The following is a 20,948-nucleotide window of genomic DNA, read 5'->3' as shown; positions in this document are numbered from 1 at the left end:
TTTACTACCCAATTTTTTAACAACTTTAAACTAAAATTTCTAGTGAATATGTAAAGTTATGGAGAGTGCTCATGCTAACATTTTGTTAATCCTTTAAAGAGTTTTGAGCAGAATAAAAACGAACCCAGAATGGATTCGTTTGTTAATATTATTCACTTTCAGGAAAACGAGGTAACGGGTCGTTAAACTCACCCCAATCTTCGTTATTCATTTCAAAGTCAGTTAATAAGCAATGATCTAACTGTTCTAACAGTTGTTCTTTGTTATAATCAATTCCTATAAACACTAGTTCAGTAATTCGATCACCATATTCTTCATCCCAGTTTGGATTATGACTCTTTTCTTCTTCTACTATTTCTTCTTGTTCTTCTTTCTTCAGTGCTGCCACCCATTGACCTGCTGGCTGGAAGATAATACTCGTACCTGCTTGACTTAACAAAATTGCCCAATCGTTTCGAGAGGCTACCCAAATAAATCCTTTTGCTCGAACAATTTCAGCTGGCCAATTCTCTAAAAAAGTAAAAAGTCTTGCTGGGTGAAAAGGTCTTTTCTTTCGGTATACAAAAGAAGAGATACCGTACTCATCTGTTTCTGGAATATGCTCTGTTTCAAGCTCTTTCATCCATCCTGCTGATTCACTTGCCTTCTCGAAATCAAAAAGACCTGTAGATAGAATGTCTTTCGGATCTATTTTACCGAATTCTGTTTCAATTAGTATTGCTTGTGGTTGTAATTTTTTCAATACTCTTTTGAGTTCTTCTCGGTCCTCTTTCTTCAATAGATCACACTTATTTAAAACTAAAACATCACAAAATTCTATCTGATCAATTATCAGATCTACCACTTCTCTCTTATCGGTCTCATCTAATGCTGCTTGTCGATCCCATAAGCTTTCTCCGGATGAAAAATCGTTCCAGAATCGATTTCCATCAACTACTGTTACCATCGTATCTAACTTGCATAGAGAAGCAAGATCTACACCTGATTCTTCATCTAGATAAGTGAAAGTTTGTGCAACTGGAATCGGCTCACTTATACCCGTTGATTCTATGAGAATATAATCAATATCACCGTTTTTTACGATTCTTTCTACTTCTATCAGTAGATCCTCTCTTAGGGTGCAGCAAATACAGCCATTTGTCATCTCTACGAGTTTTTCTTCTGTTCTAGATAACTGCGTCTCATTTTTTATCAATGCAGCATCAATATTGATCTCACTCATGTCATTAACGATAACAGCAACTTTTAATCCGTCTCTATTTGATAAGACATGGTTCATTAATGTGGTTTTACCTGCTCCTAAAAATCCACTCAACACGGTAACTGGAACTCGTTTTGTCAGTGTATGTAACATGTATTAAAAACTCCTTTTAAATCGTAATGATTACGATTAATATCGTAAATCAGGTTTCAAAACAAGTCAAGGCTTAAATGCTTACGTTCTTATTTTTCTCATGTTTATGAATAAAAAAGCACAAAAAAAAAGACGTGTGTTCACTACGATACACGTCTTTTTCTTAAAAATCGTTCCATTCAATTTTTCCGCATTTGTTTTCTGGATCAAGTTCAATAGCAAAATTATGCTTCTCATAAAAATGGATAAGCCGCTCTACATGTCCCCAATCTCTTTTTGCAATATCGCCTTTGATTGTTGGAATATTCTTATCTGATGCCGTCTCTTTCAAATAATGCATACAGATTGAGCCGTAACCTTTGTTAGCAGGTCCTTTAATATCACCAATATGCAGAGTGTTTTCATCTTCATAAACTGCATCAATTGAAAAGTCCCATCCATCATACCTTGATTCACAGTCATTAATCATAATTTTACATTGATCCAATTGTTCAGATTTATATACGATCACAAGGTTATCGTCCTTTGTTTGATCCACACCGATCACATCATAACTTTTAGCAATTTGCTTCATATCGTTCTGCATACGCAATAATTGAAACTCGAGTTCGTTGCGATCGAGTTTTGTTTCTTTGTCTTGTTCTTGTCCAAGCAATAGCATTTAATCTAATCTCTCCCCTACAACAAGCTGAAACACACACAGTTTCTCATTGTACTAGAGGTGAATAGATATTTCAAATGTATTTTATTACCACTTAGGCTCGATTAAATAAAATTCTGTTTGCCTGCCTGTAAAAAATTGCATTTTTCCTTCTATAAAACAAACCGTCTCTTCTAGATAGATTGGAACAGCTTTGTTCCATTCAGGTATGAAATGTCTAATGTTAAATTCTAGTGCATAGCATGTGTTATTCTCAATCCTTAGCTCTCCCCGAACAGGAATATATTCTTGTTTATCATACAGTCCGATAATCGGTCCTGCTCCATGACAATGATAGCCGATCGGATGTGAATAAAGCATGGCGTCCATATGATTTAGTTTTGCTTTTTTTAGTACACTTAAAAAAACTTCATTACCCGTCATTCCTACTTTACTTTCTTCAAAGAAAAAATCTTCAAATTTGTTCGCCTCACTTAATGCGTTTATTAGCCCTGCAGGAGGTTCTTTTTCGTTATCTCTAAGAACATAAGCTAATTGTTGTGTATCTGTGCAAAGACCTAGATATTCAATGCCAAAGTCAAGATGTAGAATATCGCCTGGACGTATAACGTCTTCCAATCGGTCTGAAGATCCATCTTTTCTTTGAATATCTACAGTAGGATGAAAGGATGTTTTCAACCCTAGATCTCTAACGTATTGTCTGATCCACCCAACTATTTCTTTTGTTGAGGTTACATGAGGTTTGATTAGTTCGTTCGTAAACGTTTGTTTCACAATTTCTTTTGTTATGCCTTCTAATGTTTTATACGAATTAAGTTCAGACTCTGTCCTTGTTTGAAACCAGTCAATTGCAATGGATTCAGATGACATCAATTTTTCTTTATGTCGCTTCCCTAAGACTTTCACTAATTCCTCATAATTTGAGTGACTTAATCCATCACAAAAAGCATAATGCAATGAAGTATTAATTGCTATGGATTCAGGGTCGTATTTATCAACCAATCGTTTTAAACCGGTAAAAGAGTCTTCACTATCTCTCAGTGGGAAGCATGAGTAATAAGGTTCGAAGTTTTTGTTTGAAGAGATAACAAACCGTTTAATTTCGTCAGAATGGATATCCTTAACAAATGCTAGTATGGTTAGTCTTCTTGAACTATCGATCGCAGATGGAAAGAAAGTCTTCCCTAGTGGATCTTCCTTGTATTCTTTGCCGATTGTTACCCACATATCAACGTTATGCTTCTTCATTAAAAAAGGCAATAAATGCTCTAACCTTTCAAAAAGCCACTGATCCATAATCTTTTCTTGTTCTGATAATGATAGAATTTGATTTGCATTTTGTTCTGTATGTAATGTCACAATAATCTCTCCTTGTTCTGCTATATGCTTATCTTTCTCTTTCAATGTTTAAAGTCCTTCGAGGTCTTGTTTCCTTTTTTTTGCATATGAATAAAAGGACAACGTGTACAAGGAGATGCACTCATCGTATGAATATATTTTTTAGAGGAGTATTGCTGCTTGCTGCTGCTGCATTAGTTGGTGAAAGTCTAGAATTCATTGTGAACATGGTGTTAGCAAGAGAACTAGGTGAATTAGGACTCGGGCATTATATGTCGATCTTTCCAACCGTCATCTTAATCATTATTGTAGCGAGTTTGGAATTACCGATCTCCATTTCAAAGTTCGTTGCAGAAAAAGAGGAGAAACAACACTATAGCATGTTGAAACATGCTACAAAGATGACTATATTGTTGACTGTAGCTATGATTGTGCTCGCTTTAGTGATCCTGCCTTTCATACCCGTATTCAATAGTTATCATCCTTTAGTTAGATGGCTTATGGTCATATTAATCCCTTTAATCTCCCTAACATCTATTGCTAGAGGGTTCTTTATGGGTAAACAACAGATGGGCAAACTGGCATTCTCAAACTTATTTCGGAAATTAGCTCAGCTCATCTTATTAACAGGCATCTATCAATTGTTCTCGTTTGATAATGAAACGGCAATCCTTATAGCCCTAGCAACTTTTGTAGGCAGTGAACTCATCGTTTTCGTCTATCTCTTCACGGCTTATTTAATTCAATACAAAAGAATGCAAAATCACAACAATGAACATCTTTCATCAAACGAAGTGACTAGGAGCCTTATGGCTGTAACCATTCCTACTACTGGCTTACGTCTGTTTCATGCTGTTACAAACGCCATACAGCCGTTTTTGATCAAATATTCACTGTCACTTGCAGGGTTTTCAGGAGTTGCCGCAACAGAAGAGTTTGGTTTATTGGCAGGAGTAGCAATATCAATTGGCTTCTTCCCAGCATTTATTGCTCACTCTCTTTTAGTCGTCTTAATACCCACAGTTTCAGAAGCTACGGCTAAAAAAGATGTAGAAAAATTAAAAAGCCTTCTTATTCGTGTAATGGGCATAACTGCATTATACGGTTTTCCAGCTGTTGCAATCTTCTTAATGTTTTCAGAAAAACTTACCTTAATGTTCTTTCATTCACAATCCGCAGCTACGTATTTAGAATTGTTGTGGCCAAGTTTTTTATTTACTTTTTTCCTAATACCTCTCCAAGCTTATCTGATCGGTCTAGGCTTAATTACAACAGCATTTGTTCAGTCGGTTTGGTCAACAACGTTATCGTTTGTCCTTATGTACATGTTAGGGTCACAACCATCATTAGGGATGCATGGCATCATCATTGGTATGAATGCAGGTTCCGTGCTATTGATGCTTCTTCATTACTTCTCTGTATGTAAAGCGATCGGAATCAACACGTGGTTAAGTGCACGAAATAACTATCAAGATTAAAAAAGCGCTTAAGCGGGATATGCTTCTCGCTTAAGCGCTTTAGTCTTAACTACACACTTGTTGAAATGGTTTGTGCTAAATAAGACTGAACACAGTACTGTGATTGTTCTTGTTTTTTGAAGACCCATTGTGAAGGTATTCGAGAACGAAGAAAATCGAGTTGTTCATCTGAGAGATTCATGTCTATACCAGATTCATTCATTAAAAAGTCTTCGTTTTCTTTTAGTTTATATTTGGTCTGTAATAAGTTCAACAATCCTCTAATTGTTATAAATTTAAAGGTATAACCCGATGTAATCGCAGAAACAACAGTTTCCCGGTTTTGTTCTGCAAACTCAAAAAAGAAAGTCCAGCTTGATTCTTCTTTCCCAACATGCCGGAGTGCTTCGTAATCCTTAGTTTCAATCACTTCTAGTAGTCTTTCCCCCGAAACACCACCTGCTAATGCTGACTCCATCAACAAACCTACCGGCATCGATAACTTAACCATTCGTAACTCTCCCTCTAAAGTTCCTATTTCATTGCTGTTTCTCCATTTTTTCTAGTGACAGCTCTCCAAATTATAAAGATCAAAAGTAAAATAGCTAGTGAAAAACTCGTATACGTGAGAACGTCTATCTCACCCTTATGTCTAACACCTATTCCGATATAAGCCCAAACAAAGACGAGCGGATAAATGATATCTTTGTTTTGAATCGTAAAAAAGATCGCCAATCCCGTACCAACAATAAGCATGATCACGGTCCAAGTAACAGATGAAAGTCCAAAACCATTCCAACCGCCATACTTTAAAACGACCGCTGTATTTACGATTGTTGCCACACTGATCCATCCTAGATAGACCGAGAATGGAAGTCGAACGAACGAAGACTGGTTATCTTGATTTTGGATCTTCGTATAGATCATGATGAGTGACAATAAGAGTCCGATCATCACAATCCAAGATAAACCTAGAAGTTCATAATGCCAAACAAATATCCATGTACAATTTAAGATACAGTTCAAAACGAACCATAAGCCGATGCTTCTATACACGGTCTCATTTCTGTTCTTAGGCATCACTTGAATGATCACCCAGATCGTTAATAGCAAATATATGAGTCCCCATATGGAAAATACATAACCTGCTGGAGTGATCAACACATTGTACTTTGCTGATAACTCTCCGGTTGTTCTTCCATTCAAAGGTAATGCATTGGCCAAATAATTAACAAAGATTACTGCGGCGAGTGCTGCGATATTCAGAAAAGCTCTAATTGTTGCTGACATGAAGGTTCCCTCCTTTGGATATATAGTTTCATATATACCCAAATTAGAGTGGAATTATGAGGAAAAGGCAATCTAAGTTAGATTACCTTACCATTCTTAACTGCTAAATGCTTGTGTCCCAATATCCGCTTCACGTTTAAACAACCTGCTGTATACGCCATTATCAGACTTCAGCAACTCATCATGAACTCCGTCCTCGATCATTACTCCGTTTTCTATGACAATAATTCGATTGGCAGCTAAGACGGTTGAAAGTCTATGCGAAATAATAATGAGCGTTTGTTTTGATTTTCTTTTATTGATCGCTTCGTTGACTTGTACTTCTGTGATGGGATCTAAGGCAGAGCTCGCTTCATCAAGAACTAAAATAGACGCATCTTTTACAAGAGCTCTTGCTAATGAAAGCCTTTGCTTCTGTCCTCCTGATAATAGACTCCCTCTTTCTCCAACTAGCGTGTTGAGTCCATCCGGAAGAGTAAGTAAGAATTCACCGAGACCGCTGTCTTCGAGTGCACTTATCAATTCATCATCAGTTGCTTCAGGATTGGCGATTCGTAAGTTATCAGCTAAAGAACCATTTCGAAGCTGTACATCTTGTGAAACGATCGCAACTTGTGAGCGAAGCCACCCTGCATCAATTTTTGATACGTTTTTTCCGTCAATAAAGATGGCCCCACTCTCAGGCTCATACAATCGCAGTAATAGATCTACAACAGTCGATTTACCAGATCCGCTCGGCCCTACAAGTGCTACTGCTTCTCCGGATTTTACGGAAAATGATAACCCTTTTAAAACTTTATCGTCTTTTTCAGGATAACCGAATGCTATATCCCTAAATTCAATTTCCCCTTCAATTTGTTGTGGAATGAATCCTTTTTCTGTTTCAGCACTTGATACTTCTTGGCTGAGTAAAAGTTCAGAGCGATCTAATGCAGGACCGGTCCTTCTTACTGAAAGCCAGTTTCTTAACATTCTCTGCATCTCATTAGCAGCAATTGCCACAAGACCTGCAGCAGTAAGCATCTGACCAGCTGTTAATTTATCGTTCCAGATTAAGTATGCGCTAAGACCATAAACGACTGCTAAGGCAAGTCCATTGTAGCTTCCGATTACCACGATGGATTGCATCCTTGCTTTTAATTCATGACGAGATTCTTTTATGAATGATTTTCTAATCTCAGCAACACTTGAAACCTCACCATCGGAAACGCCTAAAACCCGGGAAAGATGGATACCGGTTACAGACTCACGAAGTCTCTCAAGATAACGAGAAGCTTCTTTTCTGGCATTTGCCGAAGATTGTCGTGTGCGTTGACCGACAGCGTTTGATGTTAAATAAAAGGTAACACCTAACACAACACTCGTAATCATTAAATAAGGATGAATCCACAAAAGTACGATGCTGTATAAAATAACACCTTGTACAGATGCCATAAAGGTTGACCCTTCCCAAGCCAAGAAATTATGGAGTGTATCCGGATCATCAGAAACACGAGCCATCATCTCACCAGATTGGTTGTTTTGATAAAAGGAAAAAGGTAAGTTCTGTAGATGTTTAAACAGTCTTAACTTTTGCCAGTTCGTTACAGTCTTCGCGACCTGGTGACAAAAATACTCATCGATAACCATCAGGATTAAATCAGCAACTGCGGCAAAGATCAATAGCCACATCAATCCCCATAATAGTTGATTGGACTCACCTGGTAGAATTTTATCCACAAGCCAACCGAGTGCAAGCGTCGGAATTAGCGCGGAAAATACTTGAGATATAGCGATAACAAACGCATCAGCAAATACCCATTTTTTATGTGGTTTTAAAAAGGCTAGAACGCGTCTGCCATCTCGATTTTTTTGTTTCAAATTCGTTTGGCTCATATCGCTCTCTCCTTTTCTAATTCACTGTATTGCGCCATATAAAGTTCGTAATATTGTCCTCGCTCTGCAAGAAGTTCATCATGAGTACCCGATTCTGCTACTACACCTTTGTCTAGGAGTACGATTCTATCTGAATCCCTAACGGTGATCAGCCGGTGTGCAATCGTAATTGTCGTTCTGCCTGGTATGAGTTCATCAAGAGCAGTCTGAACGCGTTCTTCTGTTTCCCCATCGAGTGAAGAAGTTGCTTCATCAAAGATTAATAGAGCAGGATGTCGAAGAATAGCTCTTGCAAGAGCTACGCGTTGTCTTTGTCCACCAGAAAGCTTAAGTCCACGCTCACCAACGATTGTTTCATAGCCTTCTGGTAAGGCGGCTACAAAATCTGTAAGTCCTGAAGCATCACATGCCGCATCTAAATCGGCTTGTGTTGCATCTTTTCTTCCATATAATAAGTTCATCCTCAGTGTGTTGTTAAGAAGAAACGTTTCCTGAGAGACGACTCCTACTTGCTGACGAAAAGAATTTCTATTGAACTCAAACAGGTTTTGTTGGTCGATTTCAATAGAACCTGCTTCGGGTTCATAAAGACCAAGCAGCAATTGAATAAGCGTTGATTTTCCACCGCCGCTCGTACCAACGATTCCAATATGCTGCCCAGCTTTCATATTCAGTGAAACACCTTTTAACACATATTCTTCTTTACCTGGATAACGAAACCAAAGATTATCAACATCAATATCCCCACGAATCGGTTGCATGTTTGGTAGGTCATCTTCATGTTCTTTAGGTAAGTCAAAATATTCATAGATTCGTTGAAGAGCAGGGATAGCCTGCTGAATGATCAATGCGTTCTCAGCGAGTGAACGAATGGGAAAAAACATCGTAGGAATAAACCCTAAACAAGCAACAAGTGTTCCAACCGAAATGGTATTATTCCAGACCGCCATTCCTCCAACAAGCATTACTACTCCGGGTGTAGCAATATTGAATAGATTACCAAGACGCCAGTTTACTTTTCCGATCAAAGCAGCACGTATGGAATAATCCTTCCAATCTGTTAGCTTTTTATCTTGTGTATGTATTTCTCTTTCTTGTGTTTGAAAAGTACGAACTAGTCTTGTTGATTCGATGCTTTCTTGAAGGTGGTGATAAATATCTGCACGCATATCCCTCTGAACAGCACTCATTTTTCTCATAGTCGTTCCGAGTTTAAAGGATGGGTACAGATAGATAGCGAATACACAGAACATAACGATAGCTACTGGCCAGTATAGAGCAAACACTGCAATAAAAGCCGCGACCGCACTCACTACTTGTTGTACGAATCGAGGTACGACCGTATTATTTAAGTTCTGTACAGCTTCTACGTCGTGAGTGAGACGATATAGCATATCTCCACGAGGTGTAGTCGTGAAGAATGACATTGGTGTTTTATGCAACCGTCCAAATGCACGCATCTGCATATCTGTGATAACATCTAAACCGATCTGAATTTGAATAAATTCTTGTAAGGATTCAAATATCACCTTAAATAAAAACGAGAAAAGAACCCCTGCGACTAACCAACCGATCATATCCGTCATCTCATTCGGCAGAATCTCATCAACAAGCTTTCCTGCTAGTATGGGTGGGATTACCGTAAAGGCGCCACCGATCAACGAACAGATAAAAGCAAGAAGAAGTCCCCTCCAATAAGGCTTAAAGTGCTTTAATGTTTCTCTTAAAAGCTTCATATTTCATTTCCCCCTCTCGCTTTCAAGCACTTTATTTTATACTAAATTCATAAAATTTTCATTATTTTTACTTGTTATTTTTTTGAAAATATAAGAATAAATTCATTGATATCTAGTTAGCACTATATTAAGCATGAAAGTTTTTTATTCAAATTTAATCTTTAACCAAAAAAATAACTTACTAAAGCAAATAAGCACTTTAATAAGTCATTCTCGTTCGTTTATTGTAGTTCTACACGTTTGAGAGGTTTTTTCGCTGGCCCTTCAACGACTGAACCATCGTATGAAAAACGCGAACCATGACAAGGACAATCCCATGTTCGATCACCGCTGTTCCACTCTGTCTCACAACCAAGATGTGTACAAGTCGTATCTACGATATGAAGTTCTCCGTTTTGATCTCGATAAGCCCCACATCTCTCTCCGTCAACCGTTACGGCACAACCTTCATCTTTATTTAAACTTCTTGGATGTTTTGACGGTTTGTCTAACTTCCCAGAAACAAAATGCTTAGCAACATCTGCGTTTTCCTTGATAAACTGTTTAATATCAGAGGGATCAGCTTGAAATCTTTGGGGCTTGTAGAGTTCAGCAAATGCATTCTTCCTACCCAAGATATGATCTCTAATGATTAAAGCAGCAAGTGTGCCTGTCGTCATTCCCCACTTTTTGTAACCTGTAGCCACAAGAATGTGATCATGCTTATGCGTAAGCTTTCCGATGAACGGTATTTTATCTAGTGTGATTAAATCCTGAGCAGACCAGCGATAAAGTACACTATCTAAGTTTAACGATTTTTTTGCTTCCTTTAATAAAGCCTCATAGTGCTGATGAGTCGGGATTCCTTGTCCAGTCTGATGACTTTCTCCACTAAGCAGTACGATCTTTTCTCCATCTTGTAAGATAGACCGATAGGAAAATGAGGTTTGATCTACTCCCATATACATCCCATTTGGAAATGTATCTTGTGTTTTTACAGCCAATACATATGAACGCTCTGCCATCATTCTTGTAAAATAAAAACCCAATCCATCAAAAAACGGAAAATGTGTACAACAAGCTACAAAGTCGGCAGTAATTTTGTGTCCGTTACTTGTTTGCACAACAGCTTTTTTGTGTTTCTCTTCTATAATATCTGTTGCTGTCGTGTTTTCGTAGACCTCAACACCTAGCGACTCCATTTCTTGTAATAACGCTGCTAAATATTTTACAGGGTGAAAATGCGCTTGATTTCTCATAACAAGTGCTTTTTTATGCGGTATGTTAAATGGAATTTGTTCGACCAACTCACCATCGATCTCTAACTGTTGATAAGCATCAGCTTCTTTGTTTAGCTTTTTGATTCCTTCCTCAGTGTTTGCATATAGAAATGCATCGTGTTTCTCAAAGTTACAATGAATATTGTTTTGTTTAACAAGATTCTCAATAAACTGTTTAGCTTGTTCATTTGATTCATAATACTGACGTGCTCTTTCTAACCCTATATGTGAAATAAGGTGATCATAGATAACATCATGTTGAGAAGTGATCTTTGCTGTTGTATGACCAGTTGTTCCATTAATTACTTTACCTGCCTCAATCAGTGTAACCTTTTTGCCTTCTTTCGCTAGAAGATAAGCTGTAGTAATACCGCTTATCCCCGCTCCTACAACCACTACTTCCGTTTGATTATCTTCATTCAATACAGAGTATGTAGGTAGATTTAATTGCTGCCTCCAAATCGGTTCTGGAAACTGCGGCATGTTATTTTCATAGTTACTCATAAGATCCCTCCTGTTTAGACACGTTTTCTCACCATTATTCCCCATACATTGAAAGAACAATCAGTAGAAAACGAATAAAAGAAGGCTCTTTTTAACCTTGAAGCTTTTGGAAGTAGTCGATTTCCGTTCCAGGATGCTCGCTTTCCACGGGGCAGGCGGTGAGCCACATTCGTACGTTTCACGTATAAGTGTCTCACCTGTCTAGGTGCAGTGGCTAGCCCCTCGAGGTCACGTCTCTTGAACGAAAGCCAAAACTATAAACAACAAGATATAACCAAAAAGAAACAGGCTATTTAAAATAACCTGTTTATCAGTAGAAAAGTTGAAATTAAATACTTAAACGCTTTTCAAGTGCATAATCAAAATTTCCACTATAACTCTCTAGGGTTCCCTCTTCTAACCATATGGTACGTTCAAAGAGTTTGTTCATAAAGTATCGATCGTGTGAGACTGATAGAATCGTTCCTTTAAACTCTTCTAGTGCTAGTTCTAAGGCTTCACGTGAATCAATATCTAAATGGTTTGTCGGTTCATCGAGTATTAAGAAATTAAAACCTTCATAAACAAGCTGTGCAAGTCTGAGTCGTGTTCGTTCTCCACCGCTAAGTTCATTTCCTTTTTTATAAACGGATGCGCCGTAAAACAAAAACTTTGCTAAGTGATGCCGAGCTTCTCCTTCTTCCATCGGTACTTTTTCTCTGAAGATATCAAGTACGGATTGAGTTGATTCAGCAATAAGGCCTTTTTGAGAAAGGTAACCGATTGAAACGGACGGTCCAAGCTTTATCGTGCCGCTGCAGTTTTCAAGAGTTTGCAAGGTCTCTAGCAGTGTTGTTTTTCCAGAACCGTTTTTACCAACGAGGGCTACTTTCTCACCATATCGAATCTGCAATTCGAGATTACTTAATATGGAGCGACCTTCGATTTCTTTACTAAGCCCTTTAATTACCGCTACATCTTGGCCACTTCTTTTGTTTACTGAAAATTCGAAAGCTGCTTTTTTACGTTCCAGTTTGGGGCGTTTCATACTCTGTATTCGATGAAGGGCTTTCTCCATGTTCCTCGCTCTTTTGAAGAATTTCTCATTTCCTGAACGTGCTCCCCAATCTCTTAGTTGTTTGATCGACTCTTTAATCTTTTTAACTTTCTTTTGCTGTTCTTCATATTTCTCAAATTCTAGAAGAAGGTTATTCTCTTTTTCTTTGAGAAAACCTGAGTAACTTTGATGATATAAGGTACATTCACCATCTTCTATATCAATCGTCTTTGATGTAACTCTATCTAAGAAGTAGCGATCATGACTGATAATAATAACGGAACCTTTATATTTTTGAAGATAATTTTCTAACCAATTCATTGTTTCGATGTCAAGATGATTGGTAGGTTCGTCTAAGAGTAAAAGCTCAGGCTCTTTTAATAACAAACAAGCTAGACCCACCTTCGTTTGTTCTCCTCCACTTAGTTGTTTAAAAAGGTGTTGAGAGAGTTGAGTTAGACCTAAACCAGCCAAAACGCCATTTATCTTCGACTCAATCGCATAACCACCAAGCTCTTCAAATTCTTCTTGCAGTCTGTAGAGCTTATTCAGATTTTTGTCTAATCGGTGTGTTTGATCTGGATCACTTAACAATGCATTAACATGTTGAATTTTAAGTTCGATCTCATTGATTTCTTGAAAGGCTGCAGAAACCACATCATATACCCTCATATTCTCCGTACGCTCAGGAAGTTGTTCTAAATATCCGATTTCTGCATCCTTCCTGATGGCTATAGAACCTGAGTCCGGATGGTCAATCCCGCTTAGCAGCTTAAACAGAGTCGTTTTTCCTGAACCATTTTGTCCGACTATACCTACTCGATCTTGTTCGTGAATTTCAAAAGATATGTTTTTTAGTATCTCATTTCCGCCATACATTTTCTTAACTTTATGAACAGTGCATATTATCATTTCATTTTCTCCTTTTAATCCAATGCCACTGCCCTTTTTTGTATACAAAAAAACCATGAGCAACATACCTGCCCATGGTTACTAACAATAAAAAAGGATAGGGTAAGGTTACTTTGTGATGTACTTTAATGTTTTAACTGAAAATGGACAGACTCCGCCAATTTTAGAAAATACATAAGTAATTGCACGGAAAACAACCAACCAGTTAAACATTTGTACACCTTTAAGCATGCCTTACACCTCCTTTTAAAAATTTATTAAATATTCTAGTAATAGTATATGGTATTATTGCTTAATATGCAATTAGTAATAAAGTTGAGTAAAAAGAAAGGTTATTTGCTTTTTTTGTCGAAATAGTTTTAAATATTTATATTATTCTGAAAAGGGTGTGTCTTATGAAAGTAAAATCCAACTATCTAACTAAATCTAAAGTAACGTATGTAACAGAGAACATGTCAATCAGCGAAGCTCGATATACTATTATCCAATCAGGGTATCGCTGCATACCCGTTTTGGATGAATCAGAACAAAAATTTGTAGGTCTTCTTTTTAAAGAGACTACATCTGATTATATTATTGATAATGTTGGATCAGTGAAAGACCATGTTAGTAGAATTGTAGAGGAGAAAGACGCTTTTATTCATGAGAATACAGCTTATTTCAAAGTGCTCTTCACGATTAGACGCTTACCTTTTATGGCTGTGGTCGATGATGATCATAACTTCTTAGGAATCATTACTCACTCAAAAGTAATGGATATACTAGAAGATTCTTATGGCATTAAGAAAGGTGGTTATTCTTTAACGGTTTCAACCACTGAAGGAAAAGGTTCGTTAAGAAAGCTATTTACAGCTATTCATGAAGAATACAATATTGAAGGTGTTTTCACCCAAGACGCGGGTAAGCAATTTCTTCGCAGAGTTGTTATCACTTTCAATGAAAGTGTATCGCGTGAAGAGATTGATGAACTTGTTCACCGAGTAGAAGCGAATGGATTCAAGGTGGCAGACATTGAAGATCTAAGAACATTTTCAAGTGTTCAATAATACAAAAAAAACGTTCCCTTTTCATGACTAGGAACGTTTTTTCTTTACTTTGTAAGATCATTCACTTTGTAAGATCATTCAGTTGTTCAAAGAATGAAGGATACGAAACAGCTATTGCTTCACTGTTTGCAAGTGTTGTTTCACCTTCTGCTATACAAGCGGCCACACTTAACATCATTCCGATTCTGTGATCACCGTAGCTTTGTACAGATGCTCCATGTAATGAAGACTTACCCTGGATGATCATACCATCTTCTGTTGCTTCAATATCTGCACCCATTTTCTTAAGCTCGTTCACTACGGTCTCAATTCGATCTGTTTCTTTCACTCGAAGTTCATGTGCATCTTTTATAATCGTCGTTCCTTCCGCTTGTGTTGCGGCTAGAGCTATGATTGGAATTTCATCGATCAGTCGAGGAATAAGATCGCCTTCAATAATCGTTCCTTTTAAGGCAGAGCTTTTGATGACTAAATCTCCAAAAGGTTCTGAAGCTTCATCATTTTTATTTTGGTAGGCTATATCTGCCCCCATATTCTTCAGCACATCTAATATTCCAGTACGAGTTGGGTTTAACCCTACTTTTTTTAGTGTAATCTCACTGTTTGGAACGACCGCACCTGCCACTAAAAAGAAGGCAGCTGAAGAAATATCACCTGGTACTTCAATATGAGTTCCTTTTAACTTCTGGCCACCTGCGACCGAAACAGATAGATCATCCGTTTCGACTTCTACTCCAAACGCTTTTAGCATGCGTTCTGTATGGTCTCTCGATTTGAAGGGTTCTTTTACAGAAGTTGTTCCTTCTCCATCTAATCCTGCTAGTATAATAGCCGATTTTACTTGAGCACTAGCGATTGGAGAGGTGTAATGAATACCTCGTGTTTCGCCACCTTTAATGTGAAGTGGAACCTTGTTTCCTGAATCATTTCCATCAATCGTAGCTCCCATTTCTTTTAAAGGTTTGGTAACACGATTCATTGGTCTTTTTGCGATCGAATCATCACCTGTTAAGATCGATTCAAAAGGTGTGTTAGCAAGAATGCCTAGCATCAACCTGATCGTAGTACCCGAATTCCCTACGTACAAATCTTCTGAAGGTGGTGTTAATCCAGTAAGTCCTTTTCCTTCTACTGTTACTTTTTCACCTTCTTGTAGAATTGAAACGCCGAGTTTCTTGAAACAAGAAATAGTACTTAAGCAGTCTTCACCTGTTAAAAAACCATCAATTGTCGTCCGACCCTCTGCAATGGACCCAAACATGACTGCTCGATGTGAAATAGATTTGTCTCCAGGCACTTTAATAGATCCCTTTAGTCGTTGAATGGGTTGTAATTGTTTTGTCATAGAATAGTGCCTCCTTATAAAGTAATTTGAGTTAAATAATTCTCATTCTGTAGAATTTCTTGTGCTTGGTCTCGATCATTATCATCTTGGAAGCTCAATCGAAGTACTCCGTTGAGTCCTTCTCTTACTTCTAAAATACTCAAATTAATAATACTAATTTCTGATTGTGCCAGGAGTTCAGTAATGTGAGATAAAGCACCTACTTTATCGAGGATATCCACATAAAGATCTGAAAATGGATGAATCGCACCTTTTGATCGAACAGGTAAGGAATCTCGGAATGATTTTGCACCTTCAAAGTAATCATAGAGTTCCGATTCATCTCCCTTTTCAACGAACTCAATCACCGTATCCATCTCATTTTTCCACTCATTTAATAGTTTAAGAAGATGTGACTTATTTTGACTGACAATATCACTCCACATTTTAGGAGAGCTTGAAGCAATACGCGTAATGTCTCGAAACCCTCCTGCTGCAAGTTGCTGAATCAACGGTTTTTCCTTCGCATGATTTTGCGCAATCCTCACAAGGCTTGAGGCTACAAGATGCGGAAAGTGACTTATGATTCCAGTAAGAAAATCATGTTCATCTGGATCAGTAACGAGAAATTTTGCTCTTGTCCCTTTTAACCATGTCTTTGCTTCATCGATATCTACTTCAGTAGTTAAGGAGTTTGGTGTCAAAAAATAAAAGGCATTTTCCAACAGATGTACCTTTGCACTTTCCACTCCTGTTTTGTGCGATCCAGCCATAGGGTGACCACCAATAAAACGAATGCCAGAAACGGCCATTTCCTCTGCTTTATTCATAATCGATTTTTTTGTACTTCCAACATCCATAACTAACGCTTTAATTACAGGTGAAATGGTAGCTAGTTTCTCCATCACCTGCAACGTTGCTTCAACAGGTGTTGCAATTATAATTAGATCTGCTATTTGGGAAATCCTAGTAAAGTCTGTAACAGCTTCGTCAATTACGCCTATCTCTGCTGCCTTTACACTGTTGTCAGCATAAACGTCGTACCCATAGATTGTTGCTTCGTGTTCTTGTTTGATAGAAAGAGCGATTGAACCACCAATCAATCCAACCCCTATTAGTAAGACGTTCTTCATGTATTCATACTCCTTTTTAAATCTCTCCTATAAAAGAAGATAATTTACGCTCTAATTCTTTTGAAGTAAAAGGTGATAAATAGGGCTTACCGAAACCGTTCAGCAGCACCATTTGAATCATGCCCTTTTCAGCTTTCTTATCTTTTTTCATACGATTGATTAATGAGGAAGAAGATAAATGCTTAGGAAATGACGGATAACCTAAAGATGTTAGCCACAGTTTTAGTTCTTTTCCTAAATTTTCTGTGCCCTCGTTTAGTGAAAGTGCAAATAGCATACCTAATGCAACTGCTTCACCATGAGTGATGCCTTTGTATTGAAGCTCTCCTTCTATAGCATGGCCGAGTGTATGACCAAAGTTCAAATATGCACGAATTCCTTTTTCTTTCTCGTCTTGTGTGACGATCGCATTTTTTATTTCAATGCCTTTTATAAGAGCTTGCTGTAGACAGTCACCTTTTAGATCATCAATGGTTTTAACGTTTTCTCTTAACGAACGATATAGATTTTCATCAGCAATCAATGCGTGTTTTACGACCTCCGCAAAGCCAGATCTTTTTTCGTTAAGTGGTAAGGTAGTCAAGAAGTCTGTGGAATAGATCACTGCTTCAGGTTGATGAAAGACGCCGATCATGTTTTTACCTTCAGGGTGATTAATACCTGTTTTTCCACCTACTGCACTATCATGTGCAAGAATAGTAGTCGGAACTTGAATAAAGCGAATTCCTCGCATGTAGGTGCCAGCGACAAATCCAGCAAGGTCTCCGATCATTCCGCCTCCAAGCGCAATAACAACAGATGACCGGTCGAGCTCTTTAGTTAGAGCAAAACTTTGGCAAGCCATATAATTCTCAAAAGACTTTTGATCATCACCAGCCTGAATTTGTATCGTTTCATGAGTGAATGCATCACCGATCACTCTTTGTACGGTTTCTAAATAGAGAGCTCCAACGTTTTCATCTGTTATGATCAATAGGTTCTTAGGTGAAGGATTCAGATTTTCAAGAACTACTTTAATCTGATTAATTACTTTTTCACCAATAAAAACCGGGTAGTTCTTTGAAGGTGTTGTTATGTGTATCGTGTTCATTTAAAACACCCTTGCACGTTCTTGGTGCTGCACGATGTTTTTCTTAATCACTTCCATGTTATCTTGTCCGAATTGATTGACTAGCGCACTTGCAAGCTCCCAAGCAACAACAGATTCTGCCACAACACTAGCAGCAGGGACTGCACAGCTGTCAGAGCGTTCAATGCTTGCGGCAAAGACTTCTTTTGTTTCAATATCCACACTGTTTAGCGGCTTGTATAGAGTAGGAATCGGCTTCATCACACCACGTACAACAACTGGCATTCCAGTCGTCATTCCTCCCTCGAAGCCCCCTGCGTTGTTTGTTCTTCTTGTATAGCCGCGTTCGATATCCCAAAGAATCTCATCATGCACTTCACTTCCAGGTTTTCGTGCTGCTTCAAATCCAATACCAATTTCAGCACCTTTAAATGCATTTATACTCATAATAGCTGCTGCTAATTTGGCATCGAGTTTATTATCGTAATGGGTGTAGCTTCCTACGCCAACTGGCATACCTTCTACGATTACTTCTACAACTCCACCGATCGAGTCTCCGTTTTCTTTTGCCTTGTCGATGGCTTCCATCATCGTTTTTTCAACATTTTTATCTAAACATCTAACTGGTGAAACCTCCGTTTTTTCACGAAGTTCTTCTAACGATTCATAAGTAGTGTCTTTTGCGATAACTCCTCCTAGTTCTAACACGTGTCCACCGACTTCAACACCAAGTTCTTTTAGAACCTTTTTCGCGACAGCACCTGCTGCAACTCTTACAGTTGTTTCTCGGGCTGAAGAACGTTCTAGCACGTTTCTCATATCTCGATGATTGTATTTGATAGCACCGTTTAAATCTGCATGACCTGGTCGAGGTCTAGAGATAACACGTTTCACTTCTCCGTTGTCGTCTTCGAGAGGTTCAGCACCCATGATCTTCGTCCAATGAGTAAAGTCTTTGTTTTCAACAATGAGTGTGATCGGCGAGCCGAGCGTTACTCCGTGACGTACACCACTTACGATCTGAACCTGATCTTTCTCAATCTGCATTCGACGTCCGCGCCCATGCCCTTTTTGACGTCTAGCTAGTTCTTCGTTAATGTCTTCTGCTACTAGAGGCAAACCTGCTGGTACACCTTCAATGATTGTTGTGAGTTGAGGGCCGTGTGACTCCCCTGCTGTTAAATATCTCATGTTCTATTCCTCCTGTTTGCCTGTTTATTTATAGAAAAATCTTTGCTGAACCGTTTATCTTTGAGTCAGCCTTAGTTGTACATAACATTTCCCTTTTTTACTTATTGCACTTGTAAAAATAGTTCTGATAGTACAAAAAAATCCCTGCTAATAAGCAGGGACGAATTATCATCGCGGTACCACCCTGACAGCAAAGAATATATCTTTGCCACCTTCATTTTGTTAACGGAAATTTTTCCGGCCTTTTTCAAAGCATGCTCAAGAATTGTAATTCGTGAAAGGCTATGTACTGATTTGCACCACCATCAGCTCTCTAATAACAGGGAACCATTTCACTACTGCTGTTCTTTCATTGCGATTTGTTTTATAAAGTTATAAACAGTTTTAGCACGTTGAAGCGCTGTTGTAAAGGAAATTCATTCATTTTTCTTAAAATTTACATTACCTTCATCTATATGTCAAAAAGCTTGTAAAACAGGCTGAAAAATAATTTTTGTCTTTTTTTGTGTAAGTACTTGACATTCTTTTGAAATCCCTTTAAAGTTACAAACAATACTTTATGAGACACACGCTTTAAAGCGCGAAAGTGTCTATGTAACGATGTATATATATAAGCCTATGAGCGGCCGCGATATAGGAACTAATTACAGTAGTATAAATATGGGGAGGAACCACACATGTCAAACGAATTAGCAGACTTACGCAAACAGATGGATGATATTTCTTTAAAAATTTTAGAACTTTTAAATGAACGAGGTAATGTTGCACAACAAATTGGAAAGCTTAAGGAAATGCAAGGAGTTAAACGGTTTGATCCTGTAAGAGAAAGAGAGCTATTAGATTTGATTGCTTCTCATAACGATGGTCCGTTCGAAACATCAACGGTACAGCACATCTTCAAGCAAATCTTCAAAGCGAGCTTGGAGCTCCAAAAAGATGATAACCGAAAAGCATTACTCGTATCTCGTAAAAAGAAACCTGAAGATACGATCGTAAATGTAAAAGGTGAAAAGATTGGTGATGGTAATCCCCACTTCATCATGGGTCCTTGTGCGGTAGAAAGCTACGAACAAGTGAAGCAAGTAGCAGAAGTCATTGCAGAAAAAGGATTAACACTAATCCGAGGTGGCGCATTCAAACCGCGTACGTCTCCTTACGACTTCCAAGGTCTTGGACTTGAAGGATTAAAAATTCTTCGTAAAGCAGCAGATGAACATCAGCTTGCTGTTGTAAGTGAAATTCTTAATCCGAACGATATTGAGATGGCGCTAGATTATGTTGATGTGATTCAGATTGGCGCACGTAACATGCAGAATTTTGATCTATTGAAAGCAGCTGGATCTGTGAACAAACCAGTATTGCTGAAGCGTGGGTTAGCTGCGACGATTGAAGAATTCATGTACGCTGCAGAATACATCTTGGCTCAAGGTAACTCACAAGTTATTCTATGTGAACGCGGTATTCGTACTTACGAGAGAGCAACTCGTAACACACTCGATATTTCAGCGGTACCTATTCTTAAAAAAGAAACGCATCTCCCGGTAGTTGTGGACGTAACACACTCAACGGGCCGAAAAGACCTTCTCCTCCCTGCTGCTAAAGCGGCAATGGCGATCGGAGCCGATGCAGTTATGGCTGAAGTACATCCTGACCCAGCAGTAGCGCTATCAGATTCAGCACAACAGATGAACATTCCAGAATTCCATGAATTCATGGATGCTCTATTAAACAAGGAAAAAAAGAAGATTCATTCTTAATAGATA

General features: G+C 38.2%; 17 protein-coding genes and 1 other annotated feature. Of the genes, 3 read left to right on the top strand and 14 right to left on the bottom strand.

Annotated features, from left to right (window positions below; all coding sequences use genetic code 11):
- Nucleotides 1-148: 148 nt before the first annotated feature.
- The 3 genes from IHV10_RS07125 to IHV10_RS23095 all read right to left on the bottom strand — a co-directional run bounded on the left by IHV10_RS07125 (nucleotide 149) and on the right by IHV10_RS23095 (nucleotide 3,374).
- Entirely contained in the window at nucleotides 149-1,354 is a 1,206-nt protein-coding gene (locus IHV10_RS07125) for a GTP-binding protein (RefSeq protein ID WP_197127919.1), read from the bottom strand.
- 163 nt (nucleotides 1,355-1,517) lie between these two features.
- On the bottom strand, nucleotides 1,518-2,015 hold the full coding sequence (locus tag IHV10_RS07120) for a hypothetical protein (RefSeq protein ID WP_197127918.1): 498 nt from the start codon (nucleotides 2,013-2,015) through the stop codon (nucleotides 1,518-1,520).
- Nucleotides 2,016-2,102: 87 nt separating this feature from the next.
- Complete coding sequence (locus IHV10_RS23095) at nucleotides 2,103-3,374, bottom strand: M24 family metallopeptidase (protein ID WP_197127917.1); 1,272 nt, start codon at nucleotides 3,372-3,374, stop codon at nucleotides 2,103-2,105.
- Nucleotides 3,375-3,502: 128 nt separating this feature from the next.
- Here IHV10_RS23095 and IHV10_RS07110 point away from each other — a divergent pair, with 128 nt between their 5' ends.
- Nucleotides 3,503-4,831 carry an oligosaccharide flippase family protein gene (locus IHV10_RS07110; protein WP_197127916.1) on the top strand — a complete coding sequence of 443 codons (1,329 nt, stop codon included), beginning with the start codon at nucleotides 3,503-3,505 and terminating at the stop codon, nucleotides 4,829-4,831.
- Nucleotides 4,832-4,880: 49 nt separating this feature from the next.
- Here IHV10_RS07110 and IHV10_RS07105 read toward each other — a convergent pair whose 3' ends face one another.
- The 7 genes from IHV10_RS07105 to IHV10_RS22945 all read right to left on the bottom strand — a co-directional run bounded on the left by IHV10_RS07105 (nucleotide 4,881) and on the right by IHV10_RS22945 (nucleotide 13,653).
- The gene (locus IHV10_RS07105; RefSeq protein ID WP_197127915.1) at nucleotides 4,881-5,321 is read right to left on the bottom strand and encodes a hypothetical protein; all 441 of its coding nucleotides are present in this window, start codon (nucleotides 5,319-5,321) and stop codon (nucleotides 4,881-4,883) included.
- Between the two features lie 23 nt (nucleotides 5,322-5,344).
- Nucleotides 5,345-6,100 carry a TspO/MBR family protein gene (locus tag IHV10_RS07100; RefSeq protein ID WP_197127914.1) on the bottom strand — a complete coding sequence of 252 codons (756 nt, stop codon included), beginning with the start codon at nucleotides 6,098-6,100 and terminating at the stop codon, nucleotides 5,345-5,347.
- 96 nt (nucleotides 6,101-6,196) lie between these two features.
- A complete protein-coding gene (locus tag IHV10_RS07095) occupies nucleotides 6,197-7,975 on the bottom strand; it encodes an ABC transporter ATP-binding protein (protein WP_197127913.1) in 1,779 nt (592 codons plus the stop codon).
- Nucleotides 7,972-9,711 (bottom strand): ABC transporter ATP-binding protein, encoded by a 1,740-nt coding sequence (locus IHV10_RS07090; RefSeq protein WP_197127912.1) that lies wholly within the window; start codon nucleotides 9,709-9,711, stop codon nucleotides 7,972-7,974. Before IHV10_RS07090 ends, IHV10_RS07095 begins: the two co-directional genes overlap by 4 nt.
- Nucleotides 9,712-9,932: 221 nt before the next feature.
- Nucleotides 9,933-11,474, bottom strand: coding sequence for an FAD-dependent oxidoreductase (locus tag IHV10_RS07085; RefSeq protein ID WP_197127911.1), 1,542 nt, complete (start codon nucleotides 11,472-11,474; stop codon nucleotides 9,933-9,935).
- Nucleotides 11,475-11,802: 328 nt separating this feature from the next.
- Nucleotides 11,803-13,422: a ribosomal protection-like ABC-F family protein gene (gene abc-f, locus IHV10_RS07080; RefSeq protein WP_197127910.1), complete on the bottom strand. Its 1,620-nt coding sequence runs from the start codon at nucleotides 13,420-13,422 to the stop codon at nucleotides 11,803-11,805.
- Nucleotides 13,423-13,530: 108 nt separating this feature from the next.
- Complete coding sequence (locus IHV10_RS22945) at nucleotides 13,531-13,653, bottom strand: hypothetical protein (protein ID WP_255520073.1); 123 nt, start codon at nucleotides 13,651-13,653, stop codon at nucleotides 13,531-13,533.
- 164 nt (nucleotides 13,654-13,817) lie between these two features.
- Between IHV10_RS22945 and cbpA the strand changes: the two genes are divergently transcribed.
- Nucleotides 13,818-14,468: a cyclic di-AMP binding protein CbpA gene (cbpA, locus tag IHV10_RS07075; protein ID WP_066394129.1), complete on the top strand. Its 651-nt coding sequence runs from the start codon at nucleotides 13,818-13,820 to the stop codon at nucleotides 14,466-14,468.
- Between the two features lie 61 nt (nucleotides 14,469-14,529).
- Here cbpA and aroA read toward each other — a convergent pair whose 3' ends face one another.
- Genes aroA through aroC form a run of 4 tightly spaced genes read right to left on the bottom strand, consistent with a single transcriptional unit; the run spans nucleotide 14,530 to nucleotide 19,185 of the window.
- Nucleotides 14,530-15,813, bottom strand: coding sequence for a 3-phosphoshikimate 1-carboxyvinyltransferase (aroA, locus tag IHV10_RS07070; protein ID WP_197127909.1), 1,284 nt, complete (start codon nucleotides 15,811-15,813; stop codon nucleotides 14,530-14,532).
- Between the two features lie 14 nt (nucleotides 15,814-15,827).
- Nucleotides 15,828-16,925: a prephenate dehydrogenase gene (locus tag IHV10_RS07065; protein WP_197127908.1), complete on the bottom strand. Its 1,098-nt coding sequence runs from the start codon at nucleotides 16,923-16,925 to the stop codon at nucleotides 15,828-15,830.
- A gap of 16 nt (nucleotides 16,926-16,941) precedes the next feature.
- Nucleotides 16,942-18,015, bottom strand: coding sequence for a 3-dehydroquinate synthase (gene aroB, locus IHV10_RS07060; protein WP_197127907.1), 1,074 nt, complete (start codon nucleotides 18,013-18,015; stop codon nucleotides 16,942-16,944).
- A complete protein-coding gene (aroC, locus tag IHV10_RS07055; protein ID WP_197127906.1) occupies nucleotides 18,016-19,185 on the bottom strand; it encodes a chorismate synthase in 1,170 nt (389 codons plus the stop codon). It lies immediately after the preceding gene.
- A 153-nt stretch (nucleotides 19,186-19,338) separates the two neighbouring features.
- Nucleotides 19,339-19,547, bottom strand: a binding site (T-box leader).
- Between the two features lie 315 nt (nucleotides 19,548-19,862).
- Between aroC and IHV10_RS07050 the strand changes: the two genes are divergently transcribed.
- The gene (locus IHV10_RS07050; RefSeq protein WP_197127905.1) at nucleotides 19,863-20,942 is read left to right on the top strand and encodes a bifunctional 3-deoxy-7-phosphoheptulonate synthase/chorismate mutase; all 1,080 of its coding nucleotides are present in this window, start codon (nucleotides 19,863-19,865) and stop codon (nucleotides 20,940-20,942) included.
- Nucleotides 20,943-20,948: the final 6 nt, after the last annotated feature.

Origin of the sequence: Fictibacillus sp. 5RED26, assembly GCF_015903895.1 — a bacterium.
GTDB lineage: Bacteria > Bacillota > Bacilli > Bacillales > Fictibacillaceae > Fictibacillus > Fictibacillus phosphorivorans.
The sequence above is the reverse complement of the archived record's forward strand: the minus strand, read 5'-3'. Positions and strand labels throughout refer to the sequence as shown.

What these genes read in the sequence shown, in the direction of transcription:
- IHV10_RS07125 (WP_197127919.1), bottom strand. Translation starts at nt 1,354, where the DNA reads ATGTTACATACACTGACAAAACGAGTTCCAGTTACCGTGTTGAGTGGA.
- IHV10_RS07120 (WP_197127918.1), bottom strand. Translation starts at nt 2,015, where the DNA reads ATGCTATTGCTTGGACAAGAACAAGACAAAGAAACAAAACTCGATCGC.
- IHV10_RS07110 (WP_197127916.1), top strand. Translation starts at nt 3,503, where the DNA reads ATGAATATATTTTTTAGAGGAGTATTGCTGCTTGCTGCTGCTGCATTA.
- IHV10_RS07105 (WP_197127915.1), bottom strand. Translation starts at nt 5,321, where the DNA reads ATGGTTAAGTTATCGATGCCGGTAGGTTTGTTGATGGAGTCAGCATTA.
- IHV10_RS07100 (WP_197127914.1), bottom strand. Translation starts at nt 6,100, where the DNA reads ATGTCAGCAACAATTAGAGCTTTTCTGAATATCGCAGCACTCGCCGCA.
- IHV10_RS07095 (WP_197127913.1), bottom strand. Translation starts at nt 7,975, where the DNA reads ATGAGCCAAACGAATTTGAAACAAAAAAATCGAGATGGCAGACGCGTT.
- IHV10_RS07090 (WP_197127912.1), bottom strand. Translation starts at nt 9,711, where the DNA reads ATGAAGCTTTTAAGAGAAACATTAAAGCACTTTAAGCCTTATTGGAGG.
- IHV10_RS07085 (WP_197127911.1), bottom strand. Translation starts at nt 11,474, where the DNA reads ATGAGTAACTATGAAAATAACATGCCGCAGTTTCCAGAACCGATTTGG.
- abc-f (WP_197127910.1), bottom strand. Translation starts at nt 13,422, where the DNA reads ATGATAATATGCACTGTTCATAAAGTTAAGAAAATGTATGGCGGAAAT.
- IHV10_RS22945 (WP_255520073.1), bottom strand. Translation starts at nt 13,653, where the DNA reads ATGCTTAAAGGTGTACAAATGTTTAACTGGTTGGTTGTTTTCCGTGCA.
- cbpA (WP_066394129.1), top strand. Translation starts at nt 13,818, where the DNA reads ATGAAAGTAAAATCCAACTATCTAACTAAATCTAAAGTAACGTATGTA.
- aroA (WP_197127909.1), bottom strand. Translation starts at nt 15,813, where the DNA reads ATGACAAAACAATTACAACCCATTCAACGACTAAAGGGATCTATTAAA.
- IHV10_RS07065 (WP_197127908.1), bottom strand. Translation starts at nt 16,925, where the DNA reads ATGAAGAACGTCTTACTAATAGGGGTTGGATTGATTGGTGGTTCAATC.
- aroB (WP_197127907.1), bottom strand. Translation starts at nt 18,015, where the DNA reads ATGAACACGATACACATAACAACACCTTCAAAGAACTACCCGGTTTTT.
- aroC (WP_197127906.1), bottom strand. Translation starts at nt 19,185, where the DNA reads ATGAGATATTTAACAGCAGGGGAGTCACACGGCCCTCAACTCACAACA.
- IHV10_RS07050 (WP_197127905.1), top strand. Translation starts at nt 19,863, where the DNA reads ATGTCAAACGAATTAGCAGACTTACGCAAACAGATGGATGATATTTCT.